General features: G+C 74.1%; 24 protein-coding genes and 2 pseudogenes. 11 read left to right on the top strand and 15 right to left on the bottom strand.

What is annotated here, in order from left to right:
• Window positions 1-15 precede the first annotated feature (15 nt).
• Together LG395_RS23030 and LG395_RS23025 are read left to right on the top strand one after the other, a co-directional pair.
• Window positions 16-618: a hypothetical protein gene (locus LG395_RS23030; RefSeq protein WP_171157826.1), complete on the top strand. Its 603-nt coding sequence runs from the start codon at window positions 16-18 to the stop codon at window positions 616-618.
• Between the two features lie 86 nt (window positions 619-704).
• Window positions 705-1,475 carry a 3-keto-5-aminohexanoate cleavage protein gene (locus tag LG395_RS23025; protein ID WP_225811061.1) on the top strand — a complete coding sequence of 257 codons (771 nt, stop codon included), beginning with the start codon at window positions 705-707 and terminating at the stop codon, window positions 1,473-1,475.
• Between the two features lie 30 nt (window positions 1,476-1,505).
• Here LG395_RS23025 and LG395_RS23020 read toward each other — a convergent pair.
• A pseudogene (locus LG395_RS23020) lies at window positions 1,506-1,739 on the bottom strand (ArsR family transcriptional regulator); the annotation flags it as partial.
• Between the two features lie 128 nt (window positions 1,740-1,867).
• Between LG395_RS23020 and LG395_RS23015 the strand changes: the two are divergent.
• The gene (locus LG395_RS23015; protein WP_225811060.1) at window positions 1,868-2,554 is read left to right on the top strand and encodes an alpha/beta fold hydrolase; all 687 of its coding nucleotides are present in this window, start codon (window positions 1,868-1,870) and stop codon (window positions 2,552-2,554) included.
• Between the two features lie 46 nt (window positions 2,555-2,600).
• On the opposite strand, the gene soxR is transcribed toward LG395_RS23015, so the two are convergent.
• Window positions 2,601-3,059, bottom strand: coding sequence for a redox-sensitive transcriptional activator SoxR (gene soxR, locus LG395_RS23010; RefSeq protein WP_171157821.1), 459 nt, complete (start codon window positions 3,057-3,059; stop codon window positions 2,601-2,603).
• A 104-nt stretch (window positions 3,060-3,163) separates the two neighbouring features.
• Here soxR and LG395_RS23005 point away from each other — a divergent pair, with 104 nt between their 5' ends.
• Window positions 3,164-3,625 carry a MaoC family dehydratase gene (locus tag LG395_RS23005; protein ID WP_225811059.1) on the top strand — a complete coding sequence of 154 codons (462 nt, stop codon included), beginning with the start codon at window positions 3,164-3,166 and terminating at the stop codon, window positions 3,623-3,625.
• Window positions 3,626-3,635: 10 nt separating this feature from the next.
• Here the strand turns inward: LG395_RS23005 and LG395_RS23000 are convergent, their stop codons facing one another.
• The 3 genes from LG395_RS23000 to LG395_RS22990 all read right to left on the bottom strand — a co-directional run bounded on the left by LG395_RS23000 (window position 3,636) and on the right by LG395_RS22990 (window position 5,843).
• Window positions 3,636-4,259, bottom strand: coding sequence for a TetR/AcrR family transcriptional regulator (locus tag LG395_RS23000; protein ID WP_171157817.1), 624 nt, complete (start codon window positions 4,257-4,259; stop codon window positions 3,636-3,638).
• Window positions 4,260-4,332: 73 nt separating this feature from the next.
• On the bottom strand, window positions 4,333-4,620 hold the full coding sequence (locus LG395_RS22995; RefSeq protein WP_171157815.1) for a YiaA/YiaB family inner membrane protein: 288 nt from the start codon (window positions 4,618-4,620) through the stop codon (window positions 4,333-4,335).
• Window positions 4,621-4,691: 71 nt separating this feature from the next.
• Window positions 4,692-5,843 carry an acyl-CoA dehydrogenase family protein gene (locus LG395_RS22990; protein ID WP_171160128.1) on the bottom strand — a complete coding sequence of 384 codons (1,152 nt, stop codon included), beginning with the start codon at window positions 5,841-5,843 and terminating at the stop codon, window positions 4,692-4,694.
• Between the two features lie 91 nt (window positions 5,844-5,934).
• Here LG395_RS22990 and LG395_RS22985 point away from each other — a divergent pair, with 91 nt between their 5' ends.
• Window positions 5,935-6,570, top strand: coding sequence for a TetR/AcrR family transcriptional regulator (locus tag LG395_RS22985; RefSeq protein WP_171157813.1), 636 nt, complete (start codon window positions 5,935-5,937; stop codon window positions 6,568-6,570).
• A gap of 60 nt (window positions 6,571-6,630) precedes the next feature.
• On the top strand, window positions 6,631-7,353 hold the full coding sequence (locus LG395_RS22980; RefSeq protein ID WP_225811058.1) for an ArsR/SmtB family transcription factor: 723 nt from the start codon (window positions 6,631-6,633) through the stop codon (window positions 7,351-7,353).
• 84 nt (window positions 7,354-7,437) lie between these two features.
• Here LG395_RS22980 and LG395_RS22975 read toward each other — a convergent pair whose 3' ends face one another.
• The 9 genes from LG395_RS22975 to LG395_RS22935 form a co-directional block, all read right to left on the bottom strand.
• Window positions 7,438-8,520 (bottom strand): Zn-dependent alcohol dehydrogenase, encoded by a 1,083-nt coding sequence (locus LG395_RS22975; protein ID WP_225811057.1) that lies wholly within the window; start codon window positions 8,518-8,520, stop codon window positions 7,438-7,440.
• Window positions 8,521-8,535: 15 nt separating this feature from the next.
• Window positions 8,536-9,924: an aldehyde dehydrogenase family protein gene (locus LG395_RS22970; RefSeq protein ID WP_171157807.1), complete on the bottom strand. Its 1,389-nt coding sequence runs from the start codon at window positions 9,922-9,924 to the stop codon at window positions 8,536-8,538.
• A gap of 159 nt (window positions 9,925-10,083) precedes the next feature.
• Window positions 10,084-10,755: a class F sortase gene (locus LG395_RS22965; RefSeq protein ID WP_225811056.1), complete on the bottom strand. Its 672-nt coding sequence runs from the start codon at window positions 10,753-10,755 to the stop codon at window positions 10,084-10,086.
• Window positions 10,742-11,440, bottom strand: a complete 699-nt coding sequence (locus LG395_RS22960; protein ID WP_171157803.1) for a hypothetical protein — start codon at window positions 11,438-11,440, stop codon at window positions 10,742-10,744. Before LG395_RS22960 ends, LG395_RS22965 begins: the two co-directional genes overlap by 14 nt.
• A gap of 102 nt (window positions 11,441-11,542) precedes the next feature.
• On the bottom strand, window positions 11,543-12,781 hold the full coding sequence (locus LG395_RS22955) for an MFS transporter (RefSeq protein ID WP_225811055.1): 1,239 nt from the start codon (window positions 12,779-12,781) through the stop codon (window positions 11,543-11,545).
• A gap of 16 nt (window positions 12,782-12,797) precedes the next feature.
• Window positions 12,798-14,249 (bottom strand): CitMHS family transporter, encoded by a 1,452-nt coding sequence (locus tag LG395_RS22950; protein WP_225811054.1) that lies wholly within the window; start codon window positions 14,247-14,249, stop codon window positions 12,798-12,800.
• A gap of 124 nt (window positions 14,250-14,373) precedes the next feature.
• Window positions 14,374-16,605: a molybdopterin oxidoreductase family protein gene (locus tag LG395_RS22945; protein WP_225811053.1), complete on the bottom strand. Its 2,232-nt coding sequence runs from the start codon at window positions 16,603-16,605 to the stop codon at window positions 14,374-14,376.
• A 449-nt stretch (window positions 16,606-17,054) separates the two neighbouring features.
• The gene (locus LG395_RS22940) at window positions 17,055-17,672 is read right to left on the bottom strand and encodes a TetR/AcrR family transcriptional regulator (RefSeq protein ID WP_171157795.1); all 618 of its coding nucleotides are present in this window, start codon (window positions 17,670-17,672) and stop codon (window positions 17,055-17,057) included.
• Window positions 17,673-17,913: 241 nt separating this feature from the next.
• Window positions 17,914-18,435, bottom strand: a complete 522-nt coding sequence (locus LG395_RS22935) for a hypothetical protein (protein WP_171157793.1) — start codon at window positions 18,433-18,435, stop codon at window positions 17,914-17,916.
• A 150-nt stretch (window positions 18,436-18,585) separates the two neighbouring features.
• Between LG395_RS22935 and hmgA the strand changes: the two genes are divergently transcribed.
• From hmgA to LG395_RS22910, 5 genes and pseudogenes are all read left to right on the top strand, one after another.
• Entirely contained in the window at window positions 18,586-19,932 is a 1,347-nt protein-coding gene (gene hmgA / locus LG395_RS22930; protein ID WP_171157791.1) for a homogentisate 1,2-dioxygenase, read from the top strand.
• A 46-nt stretch (window positions 19,933-19,978) separates the two neighbouring features.
• On the top strand, window positions 19,979-20,725 hold the full coding sequence (locus LG395_RS22925; protein WP_171157789.1) for a GntR family transcriptional regulator: 747 nt from the start codon (window positions 19,979-19,981) through the stop codon (window positions 20,723-20,725).
• Between the two features lie 108 nt (window positions 20,726-20,833).
• Complete coding sequence (locus LG395_RS22920; protein ID WP_225811052.1) at window positions 20,834-21,988, top strand: type ISP restriction/modification enzyme; 1,155 nt, start codon at window positions 20,834-20,836, stop codon at window positions 21,986-21,988.
• Between the two features lie 111 nt (window positions 21,989-22,099).
• Window positions 22,100-22,492 (top strand): annotated as a pseudogene (locus LG395_RS22915) (ABC transporter permease); the annotation flags it as partial.
• A 47-nt stretch (window positions 22,493-22,539) separates the two neighbouring features.
• Window positions 22,540-23,736 carry a CaiB/BaiF CoA transferase family protein gene (locus LG395_RS22910; RefSeq protein WP_171157785.1) on the top strand — a complete coding sequence of 399 codons (1,197 nt, stop codon included), beginning with the start codon at window positions 22,540-22,542 and terminating at the stop codon, window positions 23,734-23,736.
• Between the two features lie 41 nt (window positions 23,737-23,777).
• Here the strand turns inward: LG395_RS22910 and LG395_RS22905 are convergent, their stop codons facing one another.
• The gene (locus LG395_RS22905) at window positions 23,778-24,047 is read right to left on the bottom strand and encodes a hypothetical protein (protein WP_132786386.1); all 270 of its coding nucleotides are present in this window, start codon (window positions 24,045-24,047) and stop codon (window positions 23,778-23,780) included.
• Between the last annotated feature and the right edge of the window lie 112 nt (window positions 24,048-24,159).

The raw sequence follows: 24,159 nt of genomic DNA, 5'->3' as shown, positions 1-24,159 counted from the left end.
CGGAGGTGCAGGGCGATGGCAGGTTTCCGGAGTCTGGCGAGACAGGTACGCGATCCGGGCTGTGATCTGGCGCTGCGGCGGTACTCGCTGCGCAAGTGCCTGGAGAAGTTCGCCCCTTACGGGCATCGGGCGACCTGGGACCATCTGTGCTCCCGGGCGGGGTTCGGTCCCGAGGACCGCTCCCCCGATCCGGCGCGGCTCGTGGCCGCGCTGGAGGAGCTGGAGGAGGCCCGGGACGTCTGGCTGGCCTACGAGACCGACTTCACCGAGCGACGCAGGAAGGAGAAGCACGACGGGCTGCGCCGGCCGGGCAGCGTGGACGACTGGCACCGGCTGACCTGGGGCGGCTTCGGGGTCGCCTGGTGCGACGACCCGCGGGTGCACCCCGGCGAGCCGCTGGCGGTGGTGCTGCGCCGGCTGATCGCCGCGCTGGAGCGGGAACCGGGCTCGTCGTGCCCGGTGTGCGGCGGTGAGCGCCTGGTGTGGAAGTACGGCCTGGACCACGAGCCGTCGTCCGGCCCGGTGTGCGCGGACTGCGGCATCCTGGTGCCGCGTCCGGTCCTCAGCCCGCGGGCCCTTGAGTACGCCCGTCGGGGACGCCTGCTGGTGTCGGCCTGAGCCGGCGGCGTTCCCAGGGGCGTGCTGACGGGGGGCGCGCAGGGGATGCCGCGCCCTCTGCCGCGGGTGTGCGGCACCATCGGGTCATGGTGCAGGTGTGTCTCAACGGGCGTCGTACGGCCGCCGACGGTGCCGCCGTGCCGATGTCCCCACAGGAGCTGGCGCGTTCCGCGGCCGAGGCGGTGGCGGCCGGCGCCACCTCGGTCCACGTCCACCCGAAGACGCCGTGCGGCCACGACAGTCTCTCCCCACGCGTCCTGGCCCCGGTCCTGGAGGCGATCCGGGCGCGGGTGCGGGTACCGGTCGGGGTGACCACCGGTGCCTGGGCGGAACCGGATCCCTCCGCCCGGCTCGCCCGGGTGCGCTCCTGGTCGGTGCTGCCCGACTTCGCCTCGGTCAACTGGCACGAGCCGGGCGCCGAGGAGGTGGCCGGGCGCCTGCTGTCGATGGGTGTGGCCGTGGAGGCGGGCATCTGGTCCGGCACCGAGGGCGCGCGCCGGTTCGCGGCCTCGCCGCTCGGGCCGGGCGTGCTGCGGGTGCTGGCCGAGGTGACCGACCCGGACCCGGCGACCGCCGAGGCGTCGGCGCGTGCGCTGCTGGCCGAGCTGGGCGCGGCGCACGGCCGGCCGGTGCTGCTGCACGGCGAGGAGGGCGGGACCTGGCCGGTGCTCCGGCTGGCGGGCCGGCTGGGCCTGGCCACGCGGATCGGCCTGGAGGACACCCTGCTCCTCCCGGACGGCCGACGGGCCGGGTCCAACGCCTGCCTGGTGACGGAGGCACGGGCCCGGTACGGCGCCGGTGCGCGTGCGGGCGACGGCGACAGCGGTGAGTGGAACGGGGGTTCGGCCCTGTCGTGAGCCCCGGCGCGGGACACCGCCCCGGTCCGGTCAGGGCTGGTCCGAGGCCGCCGCGGTGAAGCGCGCCCCCAGCTCCGCGACCGCGGCGCGCAGCTCCTGTCCGCCCTCGACGCGGAAGGCGAACGGCACGCGCGCCAGCCACTCCTGCGCGTACATGGCCGGGTTACGCGTGCTGCCGACCAGCACGCAGTGCTCCCCCGACGGTTCGAGCCGTCCCATGGGCGGCTGGATCCAGGGGGCCACCTCGGCGAGGGGGGCGGCGAAGCCCGGCATGATCCGGACGAGAGGTCCTATCCTGCACGGGTGCCGGTGGTCGCGCGACGAACCGGCAGTGGATCGTCCGGAACCCCTCCTACGGTGCTCCCCACGACCTGGAAGAAGGGGAACCGACCATGGACATCCTGCTCGTCGGCGGACTGTGGCTGGACGGATCGGTGTGGGGCCGCGTGGCCCGCGTGCTGGAGTCGCTCGGCCACCGCCCGGTGCCGCTCACCCTGCCGGGCCAGGGCGACGGCTCCGCGTCGGCCACCCTGGAGGACCAGGTGGCGGCGGTGCTGGCCGCGGTGGACGCGACGCCGGGCAGGCCCATGGTGGTGGGGCACTCCGCCGCCTGCACCCTGGCCTGGCTGGCCGCCGACCGGCGGCCGGAGCGGCTGGCAGCGGTCGCCTTCGTCGGAGGCTTCCCGTTCTCCGACGGCCACACGTACGCCGACTTCTTCGAGGTGCGCGACGGGGTCATGCCCTTCCCGGGCTGGGCCCCCTTCGAGGGGCCGGAGACCGCCGACCTCGGCGACGAGGCCAGGCGGCGGCTGGCGGCCGCCGCGGTCCCCGTACCCGCCGGCGTGGCCAGGGGCGTGGTGCGACTGACGGACGAACGGCGCTTCGACGTCCCGGTCGTGGTGGTGTGCCCGGAGTTCACGCCGGCGCAGGCGCGCACGTGGATCGACGGCGGTGACGTACCGGAGCTGGCCCGGGCCGGGCGCGTCCACTTCGCCGACATCGACGCGGGCCACTGGCCGATGGTCTCCCGGCCCGCCGAGCTGGCCCGCGTCCTGGCCGCGGCGGCCGGCACGGTCTGACGCACGCGCCGCCGGGCACGCGCGGGGCGCCGGCCCGCCCGCTCCGTCAGCGCCGCTCCGCCATCAGCCGTGATCCGGTCAGCCGTGCGCCGAACACGTCGTCGGGGTTGGACAGGACGCACGTCTCCATCGACAGGCAGCCGCATCCGATGCAGTCGGTGAGGTGGTCGCGCAGGCGGTTCAGCTGCTGGATGCGCTCGTCCAGTTCCGAGCGCCACTTCTCGGACAGGCGGGCCCAGTCCTCCCTGGTCGGTGTCCGTTCCTCCGGCAGTTCGGCCAGGGCCTCCCGGATCGTGGCGAGCGGGATGCCCACCCGCTGGGCCGCGCGGACGAAGGCGACCCGGCGCAGTGTGTCCCGGCTGTAGCGGCGCTGGTTTCCGGAGGTCCGCCGGCTGGTGATCAGTCCCTTGGACTCGTAGAAGTGCAGGGCGGACACCGCGGCTCCGCTGCGGGCGGACAACTGGCCGACGGTCAGCTCGTGGATCTTCTCGGGAATCTGGGGCACTCCCCAGAGATTACCCACCCGGCCGGTCCGCGGTCCGTTGACATCGACCCGCCACCCGACCATGCTAAGCAGTTGCTTAGAGACGCGAGCGAGAGGCCGGGAACATGGCAGAACCGAGGACCTTCACCTCCCCCGACGAGCTGAGGGCGGCCGTGGGCGAGGAGCTGGGCCCCACCGACTGGGTGGAGATCGACCAGAAGCGGATCGACCTGTTCGCCGAGGCGACCGGGGACCACCAGTGGATCCACGTGGACCCCGAGAAGGCCGCCACCGGGCCGTTCGGGACGACCATCGCCCACGGCTACCTCACCCTGTCCCTGCTGCCGCTGTTCGGACCCCGGCTCATCCGGGTCGAGGGCGTGAAGATGGGCGTCAACTACGGCACGAACAAGGTCCGCTTCCCCGCCCCGGTCCCCGTCGGCTCCCGGCTGCGCGCCACCGGGAGGATCACCGGGGTCGAGGACGTCACCGGCGGGGTGCAGGTGACGGTCGCCTTCACCCTGGAGCGCGAGGGCGGCGACAAGCCGGTGTGCGTGGCGGAGTCGGTGTCGCGCTACTACCTGTAGACCCCGGCGGCTACCCGGCCCCGACCATGCGCAGCACGAGGTCGGCGTAGAGCGCGCCGACCTCCTCGGGGGTGCGCGGGCCGTTCACGTTGAACCAGCGGGCCACGTCGATGCACAGCGACAGCACGGCGAGCGTGGTGCCCTGGACGTCCGGCACGTCGAACTCGCCCGAGGCGACGCCGTCCTCGATGATCCCGCGCACCTCGGCGTCCACCTGGCGGCGCAGCGCGACGATCTCCGCGCGGGCCTCGGGGCCGAGGGCGTCGAGTTCGTACTGCACGACCCGCGCGGTGGTGCGCCGGCCCGCGTGCCAGCGGACGAAGGAGCCGACCGCGTCGGCCAGCCGCTCGGCCGCGGTGCCCTCGCGCCGGGCCGCCGTGCGCAGGATGTCGAGGGCCTTGTCGTGACCGATGCGGCTGATCCGGTGGAGCAGCTCTTCCTTGGTCTTGTAGTGGATGTAGAGCGCGGCCGGGCTCATGCCGGCGCGGCCCGCGATGTCACGGGTCGTCGTCGCGTGGTAGCCACGCTCGGCGAAGGCCTCCACGGCCGCGACGAGCAGCCGCCGGGCCGCGTCAGGGGTGACCTCTTCCCACGGCTCCACGTCGCCGCCGGTCGTCTCCTGCGCCGTACTCATCGCTCGCTCGCCCCTCTCGGTGACAGGAGCACCACCATACCGCCGACGGTGAGCGGGCGCTTAGCCGAGCCGCTCAGAGCTTTTCGAAGGGGTCGTGCTCGGCGAGCAGCTTCTCCAGCCGGGCCTGGTCGACGCGGCTGACGATCTGGCCGGCCTCCTGCCGGTCCCGGATCACCTTGGCGAGGGTGAAGGCGGAGGTGACGAGGTACAGGACGGCGATCGCCAGGAAGCCGCGGACCCAGGCGCTGGCCTGGAGCCGGGCGATGCCGATGGCGGTGGCCGCCATGGCGACCGCGAAGGAGGCGACGGCCTGGCCGTAGAACGCGGCCGTGCTCTGCTGTTTGACCGGTGTGTCACTCATGGCGCCCAGCATCGGCGTACGGGGCCCGCGCCACATCCGCCGGAGTACTCAGACCCGGGTGCGGCACGTACTCAGAAGGCCGAGACCCCGGTCAGGGCGCGGCCGATGAGCAGCTTCTGGATCTGGCTGGTGCCCTCGTAGAGGGTCATCACGCGGGCGTCGCGCAGGAGCTTGCCGGCGGGGTACTCGTCGATGTAGCCGTAGCCGCCGAAGACCTGCAGGGCGTTGTTGGCGGCGCGCACCGCGGCCTCGGAGGCGAACAGCTTGGCCTTGGAGGACTCGACGGCGAACGGCTCGCCGCGGTCGATGAGGTCGGCGACCCGCCAGGTCAGCAGCCGGGCCGCGTCCACGTCGACGGCGATGTCGCTGATCAGCTCCTGCACCAGCTGGTGACGGGCGATCGGCTTGCCGAACTGCTCGCGCTCACCGGCGTACCGCACGGCCGCGTCGAGCGCGGCCTGGGCTATCCCGACACAGCCGGCGGCCACCGACATCCGCCCCTTGGCGAGCGCGGACATGGCGACGGAGAAACCCTTGCCCTCCGCGCCGAGCATCGCGGAGGCGGGTACGCGCACGTCCTCCAGGACGAGTTCGGCGGTGGCCTGGCCGCGCAGGCCGAGCTTGCCGTGGACGGTACGGCGGGTCAGGCCGGGGGTGCCGGCGGGCACGAGGAAGGCGGACACGCCCTTGTGGCCGGGGGCGTCGGTGGAGCGGGCGAAGAGCAGGACGACGTCGGCCCAGGTGCCGTTGGTGATGAACATCTTGGTGCCGTTCACGACGTAGTCGTCGCCGTCGCGCACCGCCCGGGTGGTGAGGTTGCCCGCGTCGGAGCCGGTGCCGGGTTCGGTGAGGCCGAAGCAGCCGACCAACTCGCCCGCGGTGAGCCCCGGCAGCCAGCGCCGCTTCTGCTCCTCGCTGCCCCAGGCGGCGATCGTCTTGGCGACGAGGCCCAGGGAGACGGAGACGATCCCGCGGACCGAGGAGTCGCCGCGCCCCAGCTCCTCGGTGACCAGGCAGTAGGAGAGGTGGTCGCCGCCGGAGCCGCCGTACTCCTCGGGCACGGTCAGGCCGAGGAAGCCGACCTCGCCCAGCTTCTTCACGATGCCCCGGTCGACTTCCTCGGCGCGGTCCCAGGCGATCACGTGCGGGGCGATCTCGCGCTCCACGAAGTCCCGGGCGAGCCGCCGTACGGCCGTCTGCTCCTCGCCGAGCCCCAGGTTCACCACGAGATCACCTCTATCACCGATGGATCTTGAAAGCCGTACATTTAAATTAGCACTGCTAGTTTCTGTTCGCAGCCCTACTATGTGCGCCATGGCCCGACCGCGCAAGCCCCTCCTCAGCACCGACCGGATCGTCGAGACGGCCCGGGACCTCGTGGACCGGGAGGGCCTGGCGGCCGTCTCCACGCGCCGGCTCGCCGCGGAGCTGGGCGTGAGCGGGCCCTCGCTCTACAACCACTTCCGCACCAAGGACGAGATCCTGGAGGCGGTCGCGGACTCGGTGAGCGCCCTGGTCGACCTGTCGATGTTCGAGGACGGCCGGGACTGGCGGACCGCGCTGCACGACTGGGCCGTCTCCTACCGGGCCGCCCTGCGCGACCACCCGAACATCGTCCCCGTCCTCGCCCGGGGCCCCGGCCGCCGCCCGGCCGCGCTGCGGCTGGCCGACGCTGTCTACGGCGCGATGGTCGACGCCGGCTGGCCGCCCGCGCAGGCGACCTCCATCGGCGCGCTGATGCGGTACTTCATCATGGGCTCGGCGCTCGGCTCCTTCGCCGGCGGCTTCGTGGACGACGCGAGCGCCTACGACCCCGCCGACTACCCCCACCTCGGCCAGGCCCATCTGCTCGCCGAGCAGCAGGAGAAGATCGACGAGCGGGCCTTCGAGACGGGGCTCGCCGCGCTGCTGGACGGGCTGGCGCAGCAGTACCGGCAGACGCGGGTCTGAGGACGCGCGGACGCTGACGCTTCGGCCGGCGCCGAAGCGTCCCTGCCGCATGCTGGGGGCATGAGCACCGAGAACCCACAGGCGGCCGGGCTGGCGGCGCTGGCCGGGCTGATCGCCGACCGGACCCGGGCCGCGTGCCTGCTGGCGCTGCTGGACGGGCGGGCGTGGACGGCCGGTGAGCTGGCCCGGCACGCCGGGGTCGCGCCCTCCACGCTGAGCGAGCACCTCGGCAGGCTGGTGGCCGGCGGACTGCTCGCGGAGGAACGGCAGGGGCGGCACCGGTATGTGCGGCTGGCCGACGCCCGGGTGGCACAGCTGGTCGAGGACCTCGCCGCGCAGGTGCCCGCGGCGGTGGTGCGGCGCCCTCCGCGCAGCCTGCGCGAGGCGAGCGCCGGCGCCGCCCTGGCCCGGGGGCGGACCTGTTACGACCATCTGGCCGGACGGCTCGGGACCGTGCTCACCGACGCGCTGACCCGGCGGGGGCTGCTGCGGCAGGACACCGGGTTCGCGCTGACGGACGCGGGGGTGGAGTGGTTCGGTACGGCGGGTGTGCCCCTGGACCCCGGCGGCCGGCGGCCACTGGCCCGCGGGTGCCTCGACTGGACGGAGCGGCGACCGCATCTGGCCGGGGCGGCGGGGGCGGCCCTGTGCCGGCGGGCGCTGGAGGCGGGGTGGTGCGTGCGGGTGGGATCGGGCCGGGCCGTCGCGGTGACTCCGTCCGGGGAACGGGTCTTCTCTGACCTGCTCGGCATCTCCGGGCGGCCTTGGCTGGAGACCGGGTGAGGGGCCGGGGCTCCGGCACCGGGCCGGACGCCGGTGCGTCATGGCCGGTCGCACGGCCCCCCGCGCTCCTCGGGGCGCTCACCCTCAGAAGACGACCACCGCCCGTCCCCCCTTGCCCGCCAGCATGTTCCCGAAGGCCGTCGGAATCTCCTCCAGGGTGATCCGGTCCGTGACCAGCAGGGAGAGGTCCAGGCGGCCCTCGCGCACGTGCTCGGCGAGGAGCGGCACGTCACGGGCCGGGTCGCTGTTGCCGTAGACGCAGCCGGACAGGGTGCGGCCCCAGTGGAAGAGCTCCAGGGCGTTGAAGGTGACCTGCTGGTCCTTGCCGCCGATGCCGACGACCGTCGTACGGCCGCCCCGGCGCGTGGACTCCCAGGCCGCGCGGATGGAGACCGCGCGGCCCACGCACTCCACGGCGACGTCGACGCCCTGCTTGCCGGTCAGGCCGCGGATCTCGCGCGGAGTGTGGTCGGAGGCGAGGACGAAGTCCGTGGCGCCGGCGGCGCGGGCCAGTTCCTCCTTCCCGGGGGAGACGTCGACGGCGATGATCCGGGACGCCCCCGCGATGCGGGCCGACTGGAGCGTGGCGAGACCGACTCCGCCGACGCCGAACACGGCCACCGTCTCGCCGGACCGGACCCGCGCCGAGTGGTGCACCGCGCCGTAGCCGGTGAGGACGGCGCAGCCCAGCAGGGCGGCGTCCACCAGCGGCACCCCGTCCGGCAGCGGCAGCACACAGGACGCGGCGACCACCGTCTCCTCGGCGAACGCGGCCACGTTCAGCCCGGGGTGCAGGTCGGTGCCGTCGGCCGTGCGGGCGTGGACGTCGGCCGCGCCGTTCAGCGCGTTGGCGCACAGCCAGACCTCGCCCAGTGCGCAGGCGTGGCAACCACCGCAGGAAGGCGCCCAGTTGAGGACGACCGGGGACCCGGGCGAGACATGGGTGACGCCCTCCCCGACGGCGACGACCGTGCCCGCGCCCTCGTGGCCGAGGACGGCCGGGACCGGCACCCGCATGGTGCCGTCGGACAGGGAGAGGTCGGAGTGGCAGACGCCGGCGGCGGCGAGGCGGACCCGGACCCGGCCGGGCCCCGGGTCGGGCAGCTCGATCCCGGTGATCTCCAGCGGGGCGCCGATGGCGGGCAGGACGGCGGCTCGTACGGCCATGGGGGACGCGACTCCTCAGAACTGGAGGGACTTGGTCTGGAGGTACTCGGCGAGTCCGTGCGCGCCGAGTTCCCGGCCGACGCCGGACTGCTTGTAACCCCCGAAGGGCGCGAGCGGGTTGAACCGGCCGCCGTTGATGTCGACCTGGCCGGTGTCCATGCGGCGCGCGAAGGCCACCGCCTCGGCCTCCTCGGCGGCCCAGACGGCGCCCGCGAGGCCGTACACCGTGCCGTTGGCGATGCGCAGGGCGTCGTCCTCGTCGTCGTACCGCAGGATCGACAGGACCGGGCCGAAGATCTCCTCCTGGGCGATGGTCATGTCCGGGGTGACGTCGGCGAAGACCGTCGGGCTGACGAACCAGCCGCGCTCGCGCGGGGATTCCGGGCCGCCCGTGACGAGGCGGGCGCCCTCGGCGACGCCCTTCTCGATGTAACCGCGCACCCGCTCCTGCTGCCTGGCGCTGACCAGCGGCCCGATGCGCTCGCCGTACTTGGCGGCGGCGGTGGCGGCGAGTTCGACGGCCTCGGCGTAGCGGTCGCGGTGGACGAGCATGCGGGTCCAGGCGCTGCACGTCTGACCGGAGTTGGACATCACGTTGGCGACACCGACGTTCACCGCCCTGGCGAGGTCGGCGCTCGGCAGGATCACGTTGGCGGACTTGCCGCCGAGTTCCAGGGCGACCTTCTTCACGGCCGCGCCGGCCAGCGCGCCGATCCGCCGGCCGACCGCCGTGGAGCCGGTGAAGGAGACCAGGTCCACGCCCGGGTGCTCGGCGAGGGCCTGTCCGGCGACCGGGCCGAGACCGGTGACCAGGTTGAACACACCGGCCGGCACGCCCGCCTCGTGCACCGCCTCGGCGAACAGCTGGGCGGTGAGCGGGGTGTCCTCTGCCGGTTTGACGACGATCGCGCAGCCGGCGGCGAGGGCCGGGGCGACCTTGGCGACGATCTGGTGGAGGGGGTAGTTCCAGGGGGTGATGGCGCCGACCACGCCGATCGGCTCGTGCAGCACCGTGGAGTTGCCGACCTTCTCCTCGAAGGAGTGGGCGGCGGCCAGCTCGGCGTAGGAGCCCGCGACCGCGATCGGCACGGCGGCGTGCACCGCCTGGGAGAACGGCAGGGGTGAGCCGAGCTCCGCGGTGACCGTCTCGGCGATCTCGTCCTTGCGGGCCACCAGGGCGTCCCGGAGGGCGGCCAGGCGCGCGGCGCGTTCGGCCGGGGGCGTGGCGGCCCAGGCGGGGAGCGCGGCCCGCGCGGCGCGTACGGCGGTGTCGACGTCCAGGGCCGACGCGGCCGGGACCCGGGCGATGACCCGCTCGTCGGCCGGGTTGACGACCTCGATCTCGTCCCTGCTCTCGGCGGGGCGCCAGGCGCCGTCGATGTACAGGCCGTCGTGTGCCTTCATTGCTGTGTCCTCCCGGCGGGTCCGCACGTCGTCCGGCACACAAACTAGCGATGATAGTTTTCTGGCGCCAGACATTCCCGGTCGGCGGACGTCCGGGGACATCATCACGGAAGGGACCGGCCGGCGGGGGAACGGCGCCCGCACCGGCCGGTCCACCGGTCACCTGGTCGCCGTCAGATGGGCGAAGACCACCACGTTGCTGGTGTAGCCGATCCGCCGGCTGAACAGGCCGCCGCAGGTGAGCACCCGCAGCTCGGGGCGCCCGGTCGGGCCGTAGACCTCCTCGTCGGGGAAACCGGCCTTGTCGTAGACCTTCACCCGGTCGACGGAGTAGACGGCGACGCGGCCGTCCGCCCGCCGGACCTCGACGGTCCTGCCGGGCTTGACCTGGGCGAGGCCGGCGAAGACGGCGGGGCCGGTGCGGGTGTCGCGGTGGCCGACGGCGACGGCGGTGCCGGCCTCGCCGGGCGTGGGGCCGCCCTGGTACCAGCCGACCAGCCGCGGTCTGTCGACGGGAGGAGTCTCCAGCTCCCGGTTCCGTTCGAGGCGGAGCGGGGTGACCGGGGCGTCGATGCCGAGGGAGGGGACGCGGAAGGACGTCGGCCGTGACCGGGGCAGCGGACGGGGCGGCGGCGGAGGAGGGGCGGCCGGATCGGCGTGGGCGGAGTCCGTGCCGGCCGCCACGGCGTGCGGACCCGGGCCTGCCGCCGCGCCGCCCGGTCCGCAGCGCGACCCCACCGTCACCAGGACGGTCACCAGCAGGGCCGTCCTGGCGAGGCGGTAGGCGCGGGTGCGGTACCAGGGCCTGCGCCGGTGCCTACGCGGCGCCATGGGGCCGCCGGCGGACCAGCCGGACGTACACGACACCACAGACGGCGATCAGGCCCACGGCAGCCGCGGCGGCCACCGGGGAGTAGGCGGCGGCCGTGTCGATGAGGCCGCCGCCGCCCGCGTGCACCCCGCCCCTGGGGCCGTTCTCGTCGCCCCTGCCCCAGGACGCGTCGTTGCCGTGCTGATCGCCGGAGTCGTGCCGGCCGTCGGAGATCTGCCCGCCCGGCCCGTGCTCCCCCTCGTGGCGCCCGTCCTTGCAGTTGACCCGGAAGACCTTCTCCTTCAGGGCGGCGGGGGTGCCCACGATCCAGCTGATCTTGTACTGGCCGTCCGCGAGGCCGAGCGGGTCGGTGTGCCCGGCGCCCCCGGCGAGCTGGATGGTGCCGGCGACGGTGGCGGCGGTGGGCAGCGGGGGCTGCGGGGTGATGGTGTAGGCGATGCTGGTGAGCGTGTCGAAGTTGACGGCCTCCAGATAGAACCGGCAGACCACGGGATCGTCCTTGGCCGACCCCACGAGCGGCGTTCCGTGGAGGTGGCGCTCGTCGTGGATCCTGATGTCGCCGTTCTCCCCCTGGGCCACCGCGCTCGGCGCCGCCACCCATGACGCGCCCGCCGCGGCGAGGGCGGTGAGGACGACTGCGGCGCCCGCGCGGGGGCCGACGGCACGTGGGGTCATGGTGGGCATGCGCGCTCCTCCGAGTTCAGACGATTTTCATATAAATCGCTCGTTCGCCTGGACTCTCCTTCATGGGCCGCGCGGCCCATGGCACCGACGCCCGACGCGCCGTCAGAGATCGCTCGTGCGGCGCAATCCCGGGCGCTTCGGCCGCTTCCCGGTCACCCGGCCGGGCGACCCCTCGGGCCGTCCCGGCGAGCGCGGCGCCACGGCCGACGACACCAGCAGCAACGCCCCCAGCATCACGAACGGCGCAGCCACGCCCGCGACACCGGCGACCAGACCGGCGGCGGCCGGGGCGGCGACCTGGCCCAGCCGGTTGCCGGTCAGCCGCAGCGCGAGCGCGGTGGAGCGGGCCTCGGCCGGCGCGGCCTGCACCACCGTCGTCATCGACAGCGGCTGGCCCACGCCGAGGCAGAAGCCGAGCACCGTCAGCATCACGCCGAGCGCCCACACCGGCACCGGCAGCGCCACCCCCGCGCACAGCAGGGCCGCCAGCAGGCAGGTCACGGTGAGCAGCGCGGGCCTGCCGAGCAACCGCAGCAGCGGGGTGAGGACGAGCCGGCAGGCGATGGTGGCGCCCGCCCGGAGACTGAGCAGGACACCGATCACCGAGGGCGCGATCCCCCGCTGTTCGCCGACCACCGGCAGATAGGCGGTGAGGACGTCGGTCGCGGACAGCACCGACAGGCTGATCAGCATGCCCGCGGGCACACCCCGGGCGCGCAGGATGCCGCCGACCGGCACCCGGCCGCCGCCGCGCGCGGCGGAGCCCCCGGCCGTACGGTCCTCGACGCGCCACAGCGAGGTGAACGCCACCGCCGCGCCGGCTCCCGCCACGACGAGGGCGAGGGCGCTGCTGCGGGCCATGTCGGGGCCGCCGACGAGGGCGCCCGCGGCGACGGGTCCGATGAGCTGGCCGAGGGAGGCACCGATGGTGAAGTGGCCGAAGTTGCGGTCCTGTTCGTGTGGCGCGGACTGCCGGGCCACCAGCGACTGGGCGCCGATCACGAAACACAGGTGGCCGAGTCCCATCACCCCGCTCCACAGGGCCATCGCCCACAGCGAGCCGGCGAGCCCGCTGAGCGCGCAGCCGGCCGCGATGAGGACGACACCGGCCGGCAGCAGGGGCGCGCAGCGGCCGTGGTCGGTACGGCGGCCGAGCGGTACGGCGGCGAACAGCGGCAGCAGCGCGTAGACACCGGCGATGACGCCGACCGCCCGTTCGTCCGCACCGAGCGCGAGGGCCCGGTAGGAGACGGCGGGCCGGGCCATCGACACCGCCCCCTGCGCGCAGCCGAAGGCGATGACGAGGCGGAGCAGCCAGCCGCGGTTCCCACCGGGCCCCATGACGACCTCCAGGGGGTCAGACGATGCCGAACAGGACACCCGCGCCGAGGACGACGAGCGAGGTGAGCGCGGCCCACTTGACCACGAACCGGGTGTGGTCGCCGAACTCCACCTTGGCCATGCCGACCAGGACGTACACGGCCGGGACGAGCGGGCTGGACATGTGCAGGGGCTGGCCGACGATCGAGGCGCGGGCGATCTCCACCGCGGAGACGCCGTGCGCCTGGCCCGCCTCGGCCAGCACCGGCAGGATGCCGAAGTAGAAGCCGTCGTTGGACATGAAGTACGTCAGCGGGATGCTCAGCACGCCGGTGACGAGGGCCATGTGCGGGCCCATGCCGTCGGGGACGTTGTCGACCAGCCACGTCGCCATGTGGTCGACCATGCCGGTGCCCTGGAGGACGCCCGTGAAGACGGCGGCGGCGAAGACCATGCCGGAGACGTTGAGGACGTTCTCGGCGTGGGCGGCGATCCGGGCCTTCTGGTCCGGCATGTGCGGGAAGTTGACGGTCAGGGCGAGGGCGGCGCCGAGCAGGAACAGTACCGGGATCGGCAGCCACTCCATGATCATGGCGGTGAGCAGGGCGACCGTGAGCAGCGCGTTGAACCAGTAGAGCCTGGGGCGCAGGGTGGGGCGGTCCGGGTCCAGGCCCTGGAAAGCCTCGTCCTCGGGCTCGCCTGGCACGTCCACGCCCGGGCCGGAACCGCCGGCCCTCCTCACCTCTCCGCCGGCCCTCTGCGCAACCCCGCCGGCCGCCTTCGCGTCCCCGCCGGCCCTCTGCGCGTCCCCGCCGGCACCGGAGCCGACCAGCACCGTCCCGGTCTCCTCCACCAGCACCTCGTCCAGCGTCAGCACACCGAGCCGCCTGCGCTCGCGGCGGCCGAGGACGCAGGCGAGGGCGAAGACGAACAGCAGGCCCACGGCGAGGGCCGGGATCATCGGCACGAAGATGTCGCCGGCGTCGAGCTTCAGCGCGGTGGCGGCGCGGGCGGTGGGGCCGCCCCACGGCAGCGTGTTCATCACGCCGTTGGCCATGGCGGCGACGCCGGTCATCACGACCAGGGACATCTTCAGGCGCTTGTACAGCGGGTACATCGCCGAGACGGTGATCATGAAGGTGGTGGAGCCGTCGCCGTCCAGGGAGACGATCGCGGCGAGGACCGCCGTGCCGACCACGATCCGCAGCGGATCGGCCTTGCAGAACCTGAGGATGCCCCGCACGACCGGGTCGAAGAGGCCGACGTCGATCATCACACCGAAGTAGACGATCGCGAACATGAGCATCGCCGCGGTGGGGGCGAGGCCGGTGACGCCGTCGATGACGTAGTCGCCGAGCCGCGCGCCCTTGCCCACGAACACGCAGAACAGCGCGGGTATGAGCACGAGCGCCGCGATCGGCGACATCTTCTTCAGCATGATCAGGACCAGGAAGGTCGCGATCATGGCGAAGCCGAGGATGGTCAGCATGAATGGATACCTAACGTTCGCCCTTGAACATCCCACCTGGGGGCCGGCGGTGCGTTGACGTTAGGTCCGCGCGAACGGCGTTAACAAGATGTTGACGTGCGAGCAATAAGCGCGAAAGTCCAGGTCACGGCAGTGCGACGAGCTCGACGGGTACGCCGTTGAGGACCGCGTTGCCCGACAGGGGGTCGAGCAGGCTGCCGTCGAGCAGCTGGTTGACGTTGACGCCGGGGTCGGTGGAGGCGTGGCCCAGCCGGGTGCCGGGCCGGTCGTGGCCCCAGCCGTGCGGCAGGCTCACCACACCGGGCCGGACCCCGTCGGTGACCTCGGCGGGGGCCACCACCTCTCCCCCGGCGCCCTTGACGCGGACGTCCGCGCCGTCCCGGACGCCGAGGCGGGCCGCGTCGTCGGGGTGGATGTGCACGGTGCAGCGGTTGCTGCCGCCGGTGAGCGCGGGCACGTTGTGCATCCAGCTGTTGTTGGAGCGCAGGTGGCGGCGGCCGACGAGGACGAGGCCAGCGGGCCGCTCGCGCAGGGCCGCGCGGAGCCGGGGCAGGTCGCCGGCGAGGGGTCCGGGCAGCAGTTCGACCTTGCCGCTGCGGGTCCTCAGCGGCTGCGGCAGGCGCGGGCGCAGCGGGCCGAGGTCGATGCCGTGCGGGTGGGCGAGCAGCTTCTCGAGGGTCAGCCCGTCGGGGCGGGCACCGAAGCCGTCGCCGTAGGGGCCGAGGCGCAGCATCAGGTCGAGCCGCCGCTCGGGGCCGCTGTCACCGGTCAGCAGGGCGGCGAGTTCGCGCGGGTCACGCCCGTGCACCGGCCCGTGCGCGTCCTGGACGGCCTTGCCGAGGGTCTGGTCGATCACCATCGCGTCGACGGCGGCGGGGTCGGCGCCGTGCATCCCGGTGGCGGCCAGGACCAGCCGGGCGAGGATCTCGGTCTCCGCCATGCGGCCGGGCTCCAGCGGGACGGCGGGGCGGGTGTAGCGGACCTGGTTGCGCACGGCCAGGGTGTTGAAGGCGAAGTCGTGGTGCGGGCTCTGGGAGGGCGGAGGCGGGGGCAGCACGACGTGCGCGTGCCGCGAGGTCTCGTTGAGGTACGGGTCGACGCTGACCATGAAGTCCAGACAGTCCAGGGCCTTGTCGAGCCGGTCGCCGTCGGGCGCGGAGAGCACGGGGTTCGCGGCGACGGCGATCAGCGCGCGCACGGGCGTCCCCTCGTCGGTCGCGGTGTCGATCTCCTCGGCGAGCGCGGCGAGCGGCAACTCCCCCTTCGCCTCCGGGTGTCCGCTCACCCGGGAGTGCCAGCGGCCGAGCGCGAAGCCGCGTCCGGGGCCCGCCGGGCGGGGCGTCCTGTCGGTGGCGGCCTGCGGGAAGAGCGCGCCGCCGGGCCGGTCCAGGTTGCCGGTGAGGATGTTGAGGACGTCGACCAGCCAGCTGGCCAGGGTGCCGTGCGGGACGGTGCAGCTGCCGATGCGGGCGTAGACGGCGGCGGCCGGGGCGGCGGCCAGCTCGCGGGCGAGGGTGCGGATGACGCCGGCGTCCAGGTCGCAGGCGGGGGCTACGGCCTCGGGGGTGAAGTCGGCCAGCGCGTCGCGGAGTTCGCCGAGCCCGTGGACGTGCGGGGCCAGGTGCCGCAGGTCGACGAGGTCCTCCGTGAAGAGGGTGTGGGCCATCGCGGCGAGCAGCAGGGCGTCGGTGCCGGGGCGTATCGCCAGGTGGCGGTCGGCGAGCTTCGCGGTGCGGGTGCGGCGCGGGTCCACGACGGTGAGCCGGCCGCCGCGCGCCCGGAGGGCCTTGAGCCGGCCGGGGAAGTCGGGCGCGGTGCACAGACTGCCGTTGGACTCCAGGGGGTTGGCCCCGATGAGCAGCAGGTGGTCGGTGTGGTCGAGGTCCGGCACCGGGATGGCGTTGGCATCGCCGAACAGCAGTCCGCTGGAGACGTGCTTGGGCATCTGGTCGACCGTGGAGGCGGTGAACAGGCTGCGAGTGCGCAGGGCGCCGAGCAGGACGGTCGGGTAGAGGGCGCCGGCCATGGTGTGCACGTTGGGGTTGCCGAGGACCACGCCCACGGCGTCGGGGCCGTACCGCTCCACCACCGGGCGCAGGCCCGCGGCCACCGCGTCGAAGGCCTCCTCCCAGGTGGCCTCGCGCAGGCTGCCGTTCTCGCGGACGAGCGGGGTGCGCAGCCGGTCGGGGTCGCCGTCGACGGCGCCGAAGGCGGCGCCCTTGGGGCAGATGAACCCCTTGCTGAACACGTCGTCCCGGTCACCGCGGGCACCGGTGACGCGGGTGCCCTCGACGGTGAGGGTCAGCCCGCAGGTGGCCTCGCACAGGGGGCAGATTCGCAGGGCGGTGCGGGACACGTGTCCTCCCGGAGGGGTCGGCGACGGGGTCGCCCGCGCACGAGCGGGCGGACCGGCTGGGCCGAGCATACCGACCGGTATGCACGGAGGGGAGGCCCCACGCGTCCCTTGTGGGTCCAGGGGGTGTCTTCCCATGGCGGGCGGGGGTCGGCCGACGTGGCATCCGGCCGCCGCTGCCGGAGCCGGGAGCGGCACCGCTGCCTGGCCGCGGCGCCACGTGGCATCCGACCGCCGGATGACACTCGGCCCCGCCCGCGCCGGCCGCCGACGCCCCTTCGCCCCGCCCACGTCGGCCGCCGATGCCCCTTCGCCCCGCCCAGGTCGGCCCGGGGCGCCGACACGACGGTCGGTCCGCCTCGGCCCCGCGGGCCCCGGTCCGGTCCACGCCGGCCTCGGGGGTCTCCGGGCGGCCCGCGCGGGCCGCCGGACGGCACCGCGGTCGGCCCGTCTCAGTCCAGCACGCGTCCCAGGTACGACCGGAGCAGTTCCCGGGTCTCCGTGATGATCGCCTCGTCGCCCTGCGGATCCACCCGGAAGGCCAGCTGGACCAGGGTGTCGGCGCTCTCCACGGCGACCAGGAACACCCGCCGCAGGTCCGCGTCCGGGGTGCGGCCGAGATAGCCGGCGAGCAGGTCGGTGAGCCGGTCGGCGACCCGGGTGTTGGGCTCGGTGTGGCGGGAGCCGACCGGGATCTGGTTGCCGAAGTCGACCAGGGAGAAACCGGGCGCCGTGCGCTTCATGCCCAGGTACTCGTCCAGGACGGCGTCCATGGCGGCCCGCCAGTCCCCCTTGCCCGCCTTCCTCAGCCGCTCGGTGACCCGTTCGACGTACCGCTCCAGGTTGCGCTGGGCGAGGGCGTCGGCCATCTGCCGCTTGTTGCCGAAGAAGCGGTAGACCGAGCCGATGGGCACGCCGGCGCGCTGGGCGACCGCGCGTGTGCTCAGGGCGTCGTAGCCGACCTCGTCGAGGAGTTCGGCGCAGGCGTCCAGGATCCTGGTCAGCCGTTCGGCGCTGCGCCGCTGGACGGGCGCGCGGCGGAGCGATGTCGCGTGGGGCACGGGCTTCATGATGCCTTTCCGCCGGGGTCCGGTGAACCTCCCCCCACAGTACGGAGACAGGTGGCCCTTGCACTCATTCACCGGCGGGGGCGGGGGCGGTGCTTCTGCGCCGGCGGGAGGAGGATGCCGGTGCTTCTCGTCCGCCGACGGCAGCGGGGTGCCGGTGGCGCCGGGCGCGATGACCGAGGTCCGCCGGCGGCGCGGGGTGCCGTGACCGCCGTCCGCCGGTGAGGGCGGCGCCGGCCGGTGCTCACCCCGTGCCCGTCTCCGCGCCGGACACCGTGATGTCGGCCGTGCTCTGGACCGGTTTGCCGCGGACGGCCCACACCGTGCCGTCGTCGGCGTACAGGCGGACGGTGATCTGGTGGGTGCCGTGCGGGACGCGGCCGGCGGCCAGGTGGTACGTGGGTGTGCGCAGCCGCGCGACCCGGTGGCCGTCGACGAACAGGTGGGCGAGCCCGCGGCCGATGGCCGCCGCCGGCCGGGTGCCGGGCGGGGAGAGCCGGAAGTGACGCAGGGTCAGCCGTACGTCCCAGCCGCCGGCCGAGTCCGGGGTGATCTCGAAGGCGACCTGGGGGGCGTTGCGCTGGGCCACCTCGCGCAGGTTCCGGCCGGTCTCGTCGGTGTCGTCCAGCACCTTCCCCACGGGCGACGGCGAGACGGTCGTCCCGCCGCGCGCCTCACCGCTGGTGCAGGCCGCCGCTCCGAGCGGCAGCAGGACGCCCGCCGCGAGCGCGGCGAGGGTTCCACGCGTCCACTTCGTCCACGACATGACCGGGAGCGTAGAACAGCACGGCGGCGCTCCGGATCCCCCTGAAGTCTGGTTCCGGCCCTACCCCGCGGGGAGGACGGCGACCCTCTTGCGCGGACCCCCGCCCATTCCTACGGTGATGCATAGGAATCGGGAGCACAAGGAGTGGTCATGAGCGATGGGGGCACCTCCCGCGCGAGCGTGTTCGAGCGTGGAGGAGGACGGAAGACCGCCGAGGGGCTGTCGTATCTGACCGGGTTCGGCAACGAACACGCCTCGGAGGCGGTGCCGGGCGCCCTGCCCGAGGGCCGCAACTCGCCGCAGCGCGCGCCGCTGGGCCTGTACGCCGAGCAGCTGAGCGGTACGGCGTTCACCGAGCCTCGGGCGCACAACCGGCGCTCCTGGCTCTACCGCGTCCGCCCCTCGGCCGCGCATCCGCAGTTCACCCGCACCGGCAACGGCGCGATCCGCACGGCGCCCTTCACCGAGGCGGTGCCCGACCCCAACCGGCTGCGCTGGAACCCGCTGCCGGAGCCCCCGGCCGGCACCGACTTCCTGGCCGGACTCTGGACGCTGGGCGGCAACGGTGACGCGACCCAGCGCACCGGCATGGCCGTGCACCTGTACCACGCCAACGCCTCGATGGAACGGGTCTTCTCGGACGCCGACGGCGAGCTGCTGGTCGTGCCCGAGCGGGGCGGGCTGCTGCTGCACACCGAGTTCGGCCGCCTCCATGTGGAGCCGGGCCATGTGGCGCTGATCCCCCGTGGGGTGCGCTTCCGTGTGGATCTCCTCGACGAGTCGGCCCGGGGCTATGTGTGCGAGAACTATGGGGCGCCCTTCCGGCTGCCCGACCTCGGCCCGATCGGCGCCAACGGGCTCGCCAACCCCCGCGACTTCCGGGCGCCGGTGGCGGCGTACGAGGACGTCGAGGGGCCGGTGGAGGTGGTGAACAAGTTCTGCGGCAACCTCTGGACGGCGACCTACGACCACAGCCCCCTGGACGTGGTCGCCTGGCACGGCAACCATGTGCCGTACACCTACGACCTGCGCCGCTTCAATGTGATCGGCACCATCTCCTACGACCACCCGGACCCGTCCGTCTTCACCGTGCTGACCTCACCGTCGGACACCCCGGGCCTGGCCGGCGTGGACTTCGTGGTCTTCGCGCCGCGCTGGCTGGTGGGCGAGGACACCTTCCGGCCGCCGTACTTCCACCGGAACGTGATGAGCGAGTACATGGGCCTGATCGAGGGCGCCTACGACGCCAAGGCGGAGGGCTTCGTACCCGGCGGCGGATCGCTGCACAACATGATGTCGGCGCACGGGCCGGACCAGGAGACGTTCGACCGGGCGAGCGCGGCCGAGCTGAAGCCGCAGAAGCTCGACGACGGACTGGCGTTCATGTTCGAGACCCGCTGGCCGGTGACCCTCACCCCGCAGGCGGCGGGCGCCGACCACCTCCAGCAGCGCTACGACGACGTGTGGCGGGGACTGGAACGGCATTTCCGGGGGTGACCGCCGCCGTTGCGCCGAACGTTCTCCGCCAGGTACGGATAGCCGCGTGACCTCCTTCGCCCCGGATTCGATCGTCCTGAACCGCAAGCTGCCGCTGTGGTACCAGGTGTCGCAGTCGCTGCGCGCCTCGATACTGGGCCGCTCCCCCGAGGACCCGCTGCGCCTGCCCACCGAGGAGCGGCTGGCCGAGCACTACGGGGTGAGCGTGCTGACCATGCGGCAGGCGCTGAAGGAACTGGAGGACGAGGGCCTGATCAGCCGGCACCGGCGGCGCGGCACGTTCATCGAGCCCGCGGCGCGGCGCGGCGCCCCGGTCCGGCTGCTGGGCTCGGTGGACGCGATCGTGGCCCAGCAGTCCGGGATGACGACGCAACTGCTCGGCCACGGCCGCGTGCCGGTGCCCTCCGGGCTCGCCGAGCACTTCCCGGACCTCGCGGAGGTGGCCGCGTACCACCGGCTGCGCAGCGACGAGAAGACCGGTGAGCCGACCAACCACGCCGTCAACCACATCCGCCCCGAACTGGCCGAGGGCATCGACCCGGACGACCTGGTCCGCTGGCCGATGACCAAGGTGCTGCGGGACGTGGTGAAGGCGGACATCAGCCGGATCACGGACACCGTGGAGGCCCGGCTCGCCGACCCGGAGACGGCCCGGCTGCTCGAAGTCCCGCTGCTCAGCCCGATCCTGCACTACACCGGGGTGACCTACGACAGCGAGGGCCGGGTGCTGGACGTGGCGGTCATCCACTACCGGGGCGACCGTTTCTCGTTCACGGTCACGCTCGACGCGTGAGCGCTCGGCCGGTCCGGCCGGGTGCGGCCGTCCGTCGTCCGCGGGGCCCGTGGTGGTGGGCCGCGCGGTTCCCCGCGCCCCTCCGGGGGCGCCACCCGCTGTCGTAGCATGCCGTGCGTGACGCACGACGACGCTCCGCTGCTGGCGGACCTCATGCCGTGGTCCGTCGCACCGCTGCGGCCGGGCCGCTCCTGGCCGACGGCACCGGACCCGGCCTCGCTCAGGGCCCGCTGGGACGCGTTGCTGAAGGCGCAAGGCCCGGACCGGGAGGCGCTGTTCGAGCCCACCCGCGCCCGTACGCTCCAGTCGGCGGTGGGCCAGTTGCCCGGTTCCCCCGCCGGCACCGAGCGGCTCGCGCGCGCCGCGGGGCCCTGCCCGGAACCGGTGCGGGTGCTGGCCGCGCCCTTCGACGAGCAGTGGCTGATCCCGGACCACCGGCTGATCGACACGGCCCGCCCCGAGCTGTGGCGGGTGGCGGACGCGCACCAGGTGTTCACGGTCGAGACGGGCGACGCCGGCGCCCCGCTGCTGGCGACCACGCTCCTGCCCACCCTGCGCCCGGGCCGGGTCCGCCCCCTCTACCGCCGCCCCGGCGGCACGGAACCGAACCTCGCCCCCGGCCTGCTGGACCACCTGGCGGCCCGGCTGGGCACGCGGCCCTCGGCACCGGACGTGCTGGCCTGGATCCTGGTGACGGCCGGCCCCGGCCTCGCCGTCCCGCTCACCGACGACCCCGGCCTGTGGGCGTCCGGGGTGGAGGGGGGCCGCCGGGCCCTGTGGCTGATGCGCCGGGACGGTGAGCGCCCCAAGCTGCCGGGCGGACGGCGCCCGTACGTCCGCGCGCCCCTGCCGAGCCGCCCGCTCACCCTGCACTACGACCGCGACGAGGAGACCCTGCACCTGGACGAGGGCCGTATCTCGCCCGTCCCGCCCGAGGCCTGGGACTACGAGGTGGCCGGCGTGCGGGTCCTGGAGAGCTGGTTCGCGGCGCGCACCTCGCTCGCGGAGCCGGGCACGCTCGCCGCGATCCGTCCCGCGGTCTGGCCGCAGACCTGGACGTCGGAGCTGCTGGAGCTGATCACGGTCCTCGCCCTGCTGGCGGAAGTGCGCGCGACGCGGGACCAGCTGAAGGTGACGTCACCGGTCACGGCGGCCGAGCTGCGCGAGGCGGGCGTCCTGCCGGTGCCGGAGTCCTCCCGCCGCCCCGCCTCGGTCCTCGACCACCGCGAGGAGGGCCCGGACGGACAGTTCGCCCTGCTCTAGCTAGCTAGGGCCTCTCGTTCGGATCATGCCGGGCTCGCGGGCCGGCCACCCGCGCTCCGTAGCCCGCCGCGCCCCCGGGCTAGCGCGGCGTGAAGGCGTCCAGGACCCGGGCGGATCGAAGGGTCCGCGGCCGGGGCGGCCGGTGCCGTGGGGCTGCTGCTGCTCTTCCGGTTCGCCTGCACCTGCGCCGGTATCCTCCTGGGCCTGCTGTCCCGCAGCGAGGAAGCCGCCGGGCAGCTCGGCGCCGCGTCCTTCGTGCTGCCGCTGCTGTCGAACGCGTACATCCCGACCGGCAACCTGCCGGGCCGGCTGCGTACGCTCGCCGAGTGGAACCCGATCAGCGCGGTGACCACCGCCCTGCGTGACCTCTTCGGCAACGCGCCCGTCCCGGAGGGCGCCGCCTGGCCGGTGGCCCATCCGGTCGCCGGGTCGCCGGCCTGGAGCCTCGCACTGACCGCGGTGTTCCTGCCGCTCGCCGTGCGCAGGTACGCACGGCCCGAGTGAGTCCGCACTGCTGACAGGGCCGCCGGCCAGGGGAGATCATCCACCCCATGGATCATCTCCCGCTGCCGCTGGACGGCATCACCGTCGTCGCCGTCGAACAGGCCGTGTCCGCGCCCTTCGCGACCCGGCAGCTCGCCGACCTGGGGGCCAGGGTCGTCAAGGTCGAGCGGGTCGACGGCGGCGACTTCGCGCGCGGGTACGACACCGCGGCCCGCGGTCTCGCCTCGCACTTCGTGTGGTGCAACCGCGGCAAGGAGTCCATCGCGCTCGACCTGAAGGACCCGCGCGGTCTGGACGTCGTACGGCGGCTGGTCGCGGACGCGGACGTGTTCGTGCAGAACCTCGCGCACGGCGCGGCGGCCCGGCTCGGCCTGGACGCGGCCACGCTGTGCGCCGCGCACCCGCGGCTGATCGCCGTGGACATCTCGGGCTACGGCGGCTCGGGGCCGTACACGGACAAGCGGGCGTACGACATGCTGGTGCAGTGCGAGGCGGGGCTGGTGTCGGTGACCGGGACGCCCGGGCAGCCGGTGAAGGCGGGCATCCCGGCGGCGGACATCGCGGCGGCCATGTACGCCTTCTCCGGGGTGCTGGCCGCGCTCGTGCGGCGCGGGACGACCGGGCGGGGCGGGCCGGTGGAGGTGTCCATGCTGGAGGCGCTCGCCGAGTGGATGGGCCATCCGCTGCACCACGCGCTGCACGGCGGTGAGCCGCCGGCCCGTACCGGACTCGCGCACGCCGTGATCGCGCCGTACGACGCCTATCCGACGGCGGACGGCGGGCGGGTGCTGCTGTCGGTGCAGAACGACCGGGAGTGGCGGCGGCTGGCCGAACAGGTCATGGGGCGCCCGGAACTGGCCACCGACGCGGCGTACGCGACCAACGCCGCGCGGGTGGCACACCGCGAGGAGACCGACGCCCTGGTGGCGGAGGCGCTGGCGGTACTGGACGCCGAGGAGGCGCTGGCCCGGCTGGAGCAGGCGGGCATCGCCTGCGCCCGGCTGCGGGATCTGCACGAGCTGGCGGAGCATCCGCAGCTGGCGGCCCGGGATCGGTGGCGTCAGGTGGGGTCGCCGGCCGGGCCGCTGAAGGCGCTGCTGCCCCCCATCACGCTGCCGGGCGGGGACGAGGCGCGGATGGGTGACGTGCCCGCTCTCGGACAGCACACCGGAGCGCTGCTGCGTGCCGTGGGGATGACGGACGACGAGATCGCAGCGCTGCGCCGGGACGGTGTGGCGGCCTGAGCGCGGGCACCCCTGCTCGGGTCAGGGGCCCTGCGGTGCGGTCAGTGACCGCCGAACAGCGAGCGGCGCAGCCGGCGCAGCGGCGCGAAGAGGGAGACGCGGCCGATCCGTGTGCCCCGGTCGCTGCGCTGGCGCACGGAGTCACGCGCGGTCAGCTCCCGCATCAGGGACGTCGCCTCGACCGTCTCCCGCTGCGGTATGGCGGGACCCGCCAGCACCGACAGATGGCGGTCGAGCCGCGAACTGGTCGCACTGCTCCCGCAGGTGATCGCAGGGACCCTGGCCCTGCTGCGCACTGTTATCTGCTCCATGTCACTCCCCACCCGTACGAGTCCACCCGGCCCGGGCAGGGTAACCCTATCGCCCCGGTGAGGCACGCGTGTATCTCGGCCACAGGATTCACCTTCCCCGTAAGGTGGTTGA

It is taken from the genome of Streptomyces spinosus, from assembly GCF_020400655.1.
In the GTDB taxonomy this organism is placed as follows: Bacteria; Actinomycetota; Actinomycetes; order Streptomycetales; family Streptomycetaceae; genus Streptomyces; species Streptomyces argyrophylli.
Note: the sequence above shows the minus strand (reverse complement) of the source record. Positions and strands in the feature narration are given on the sequence as shown.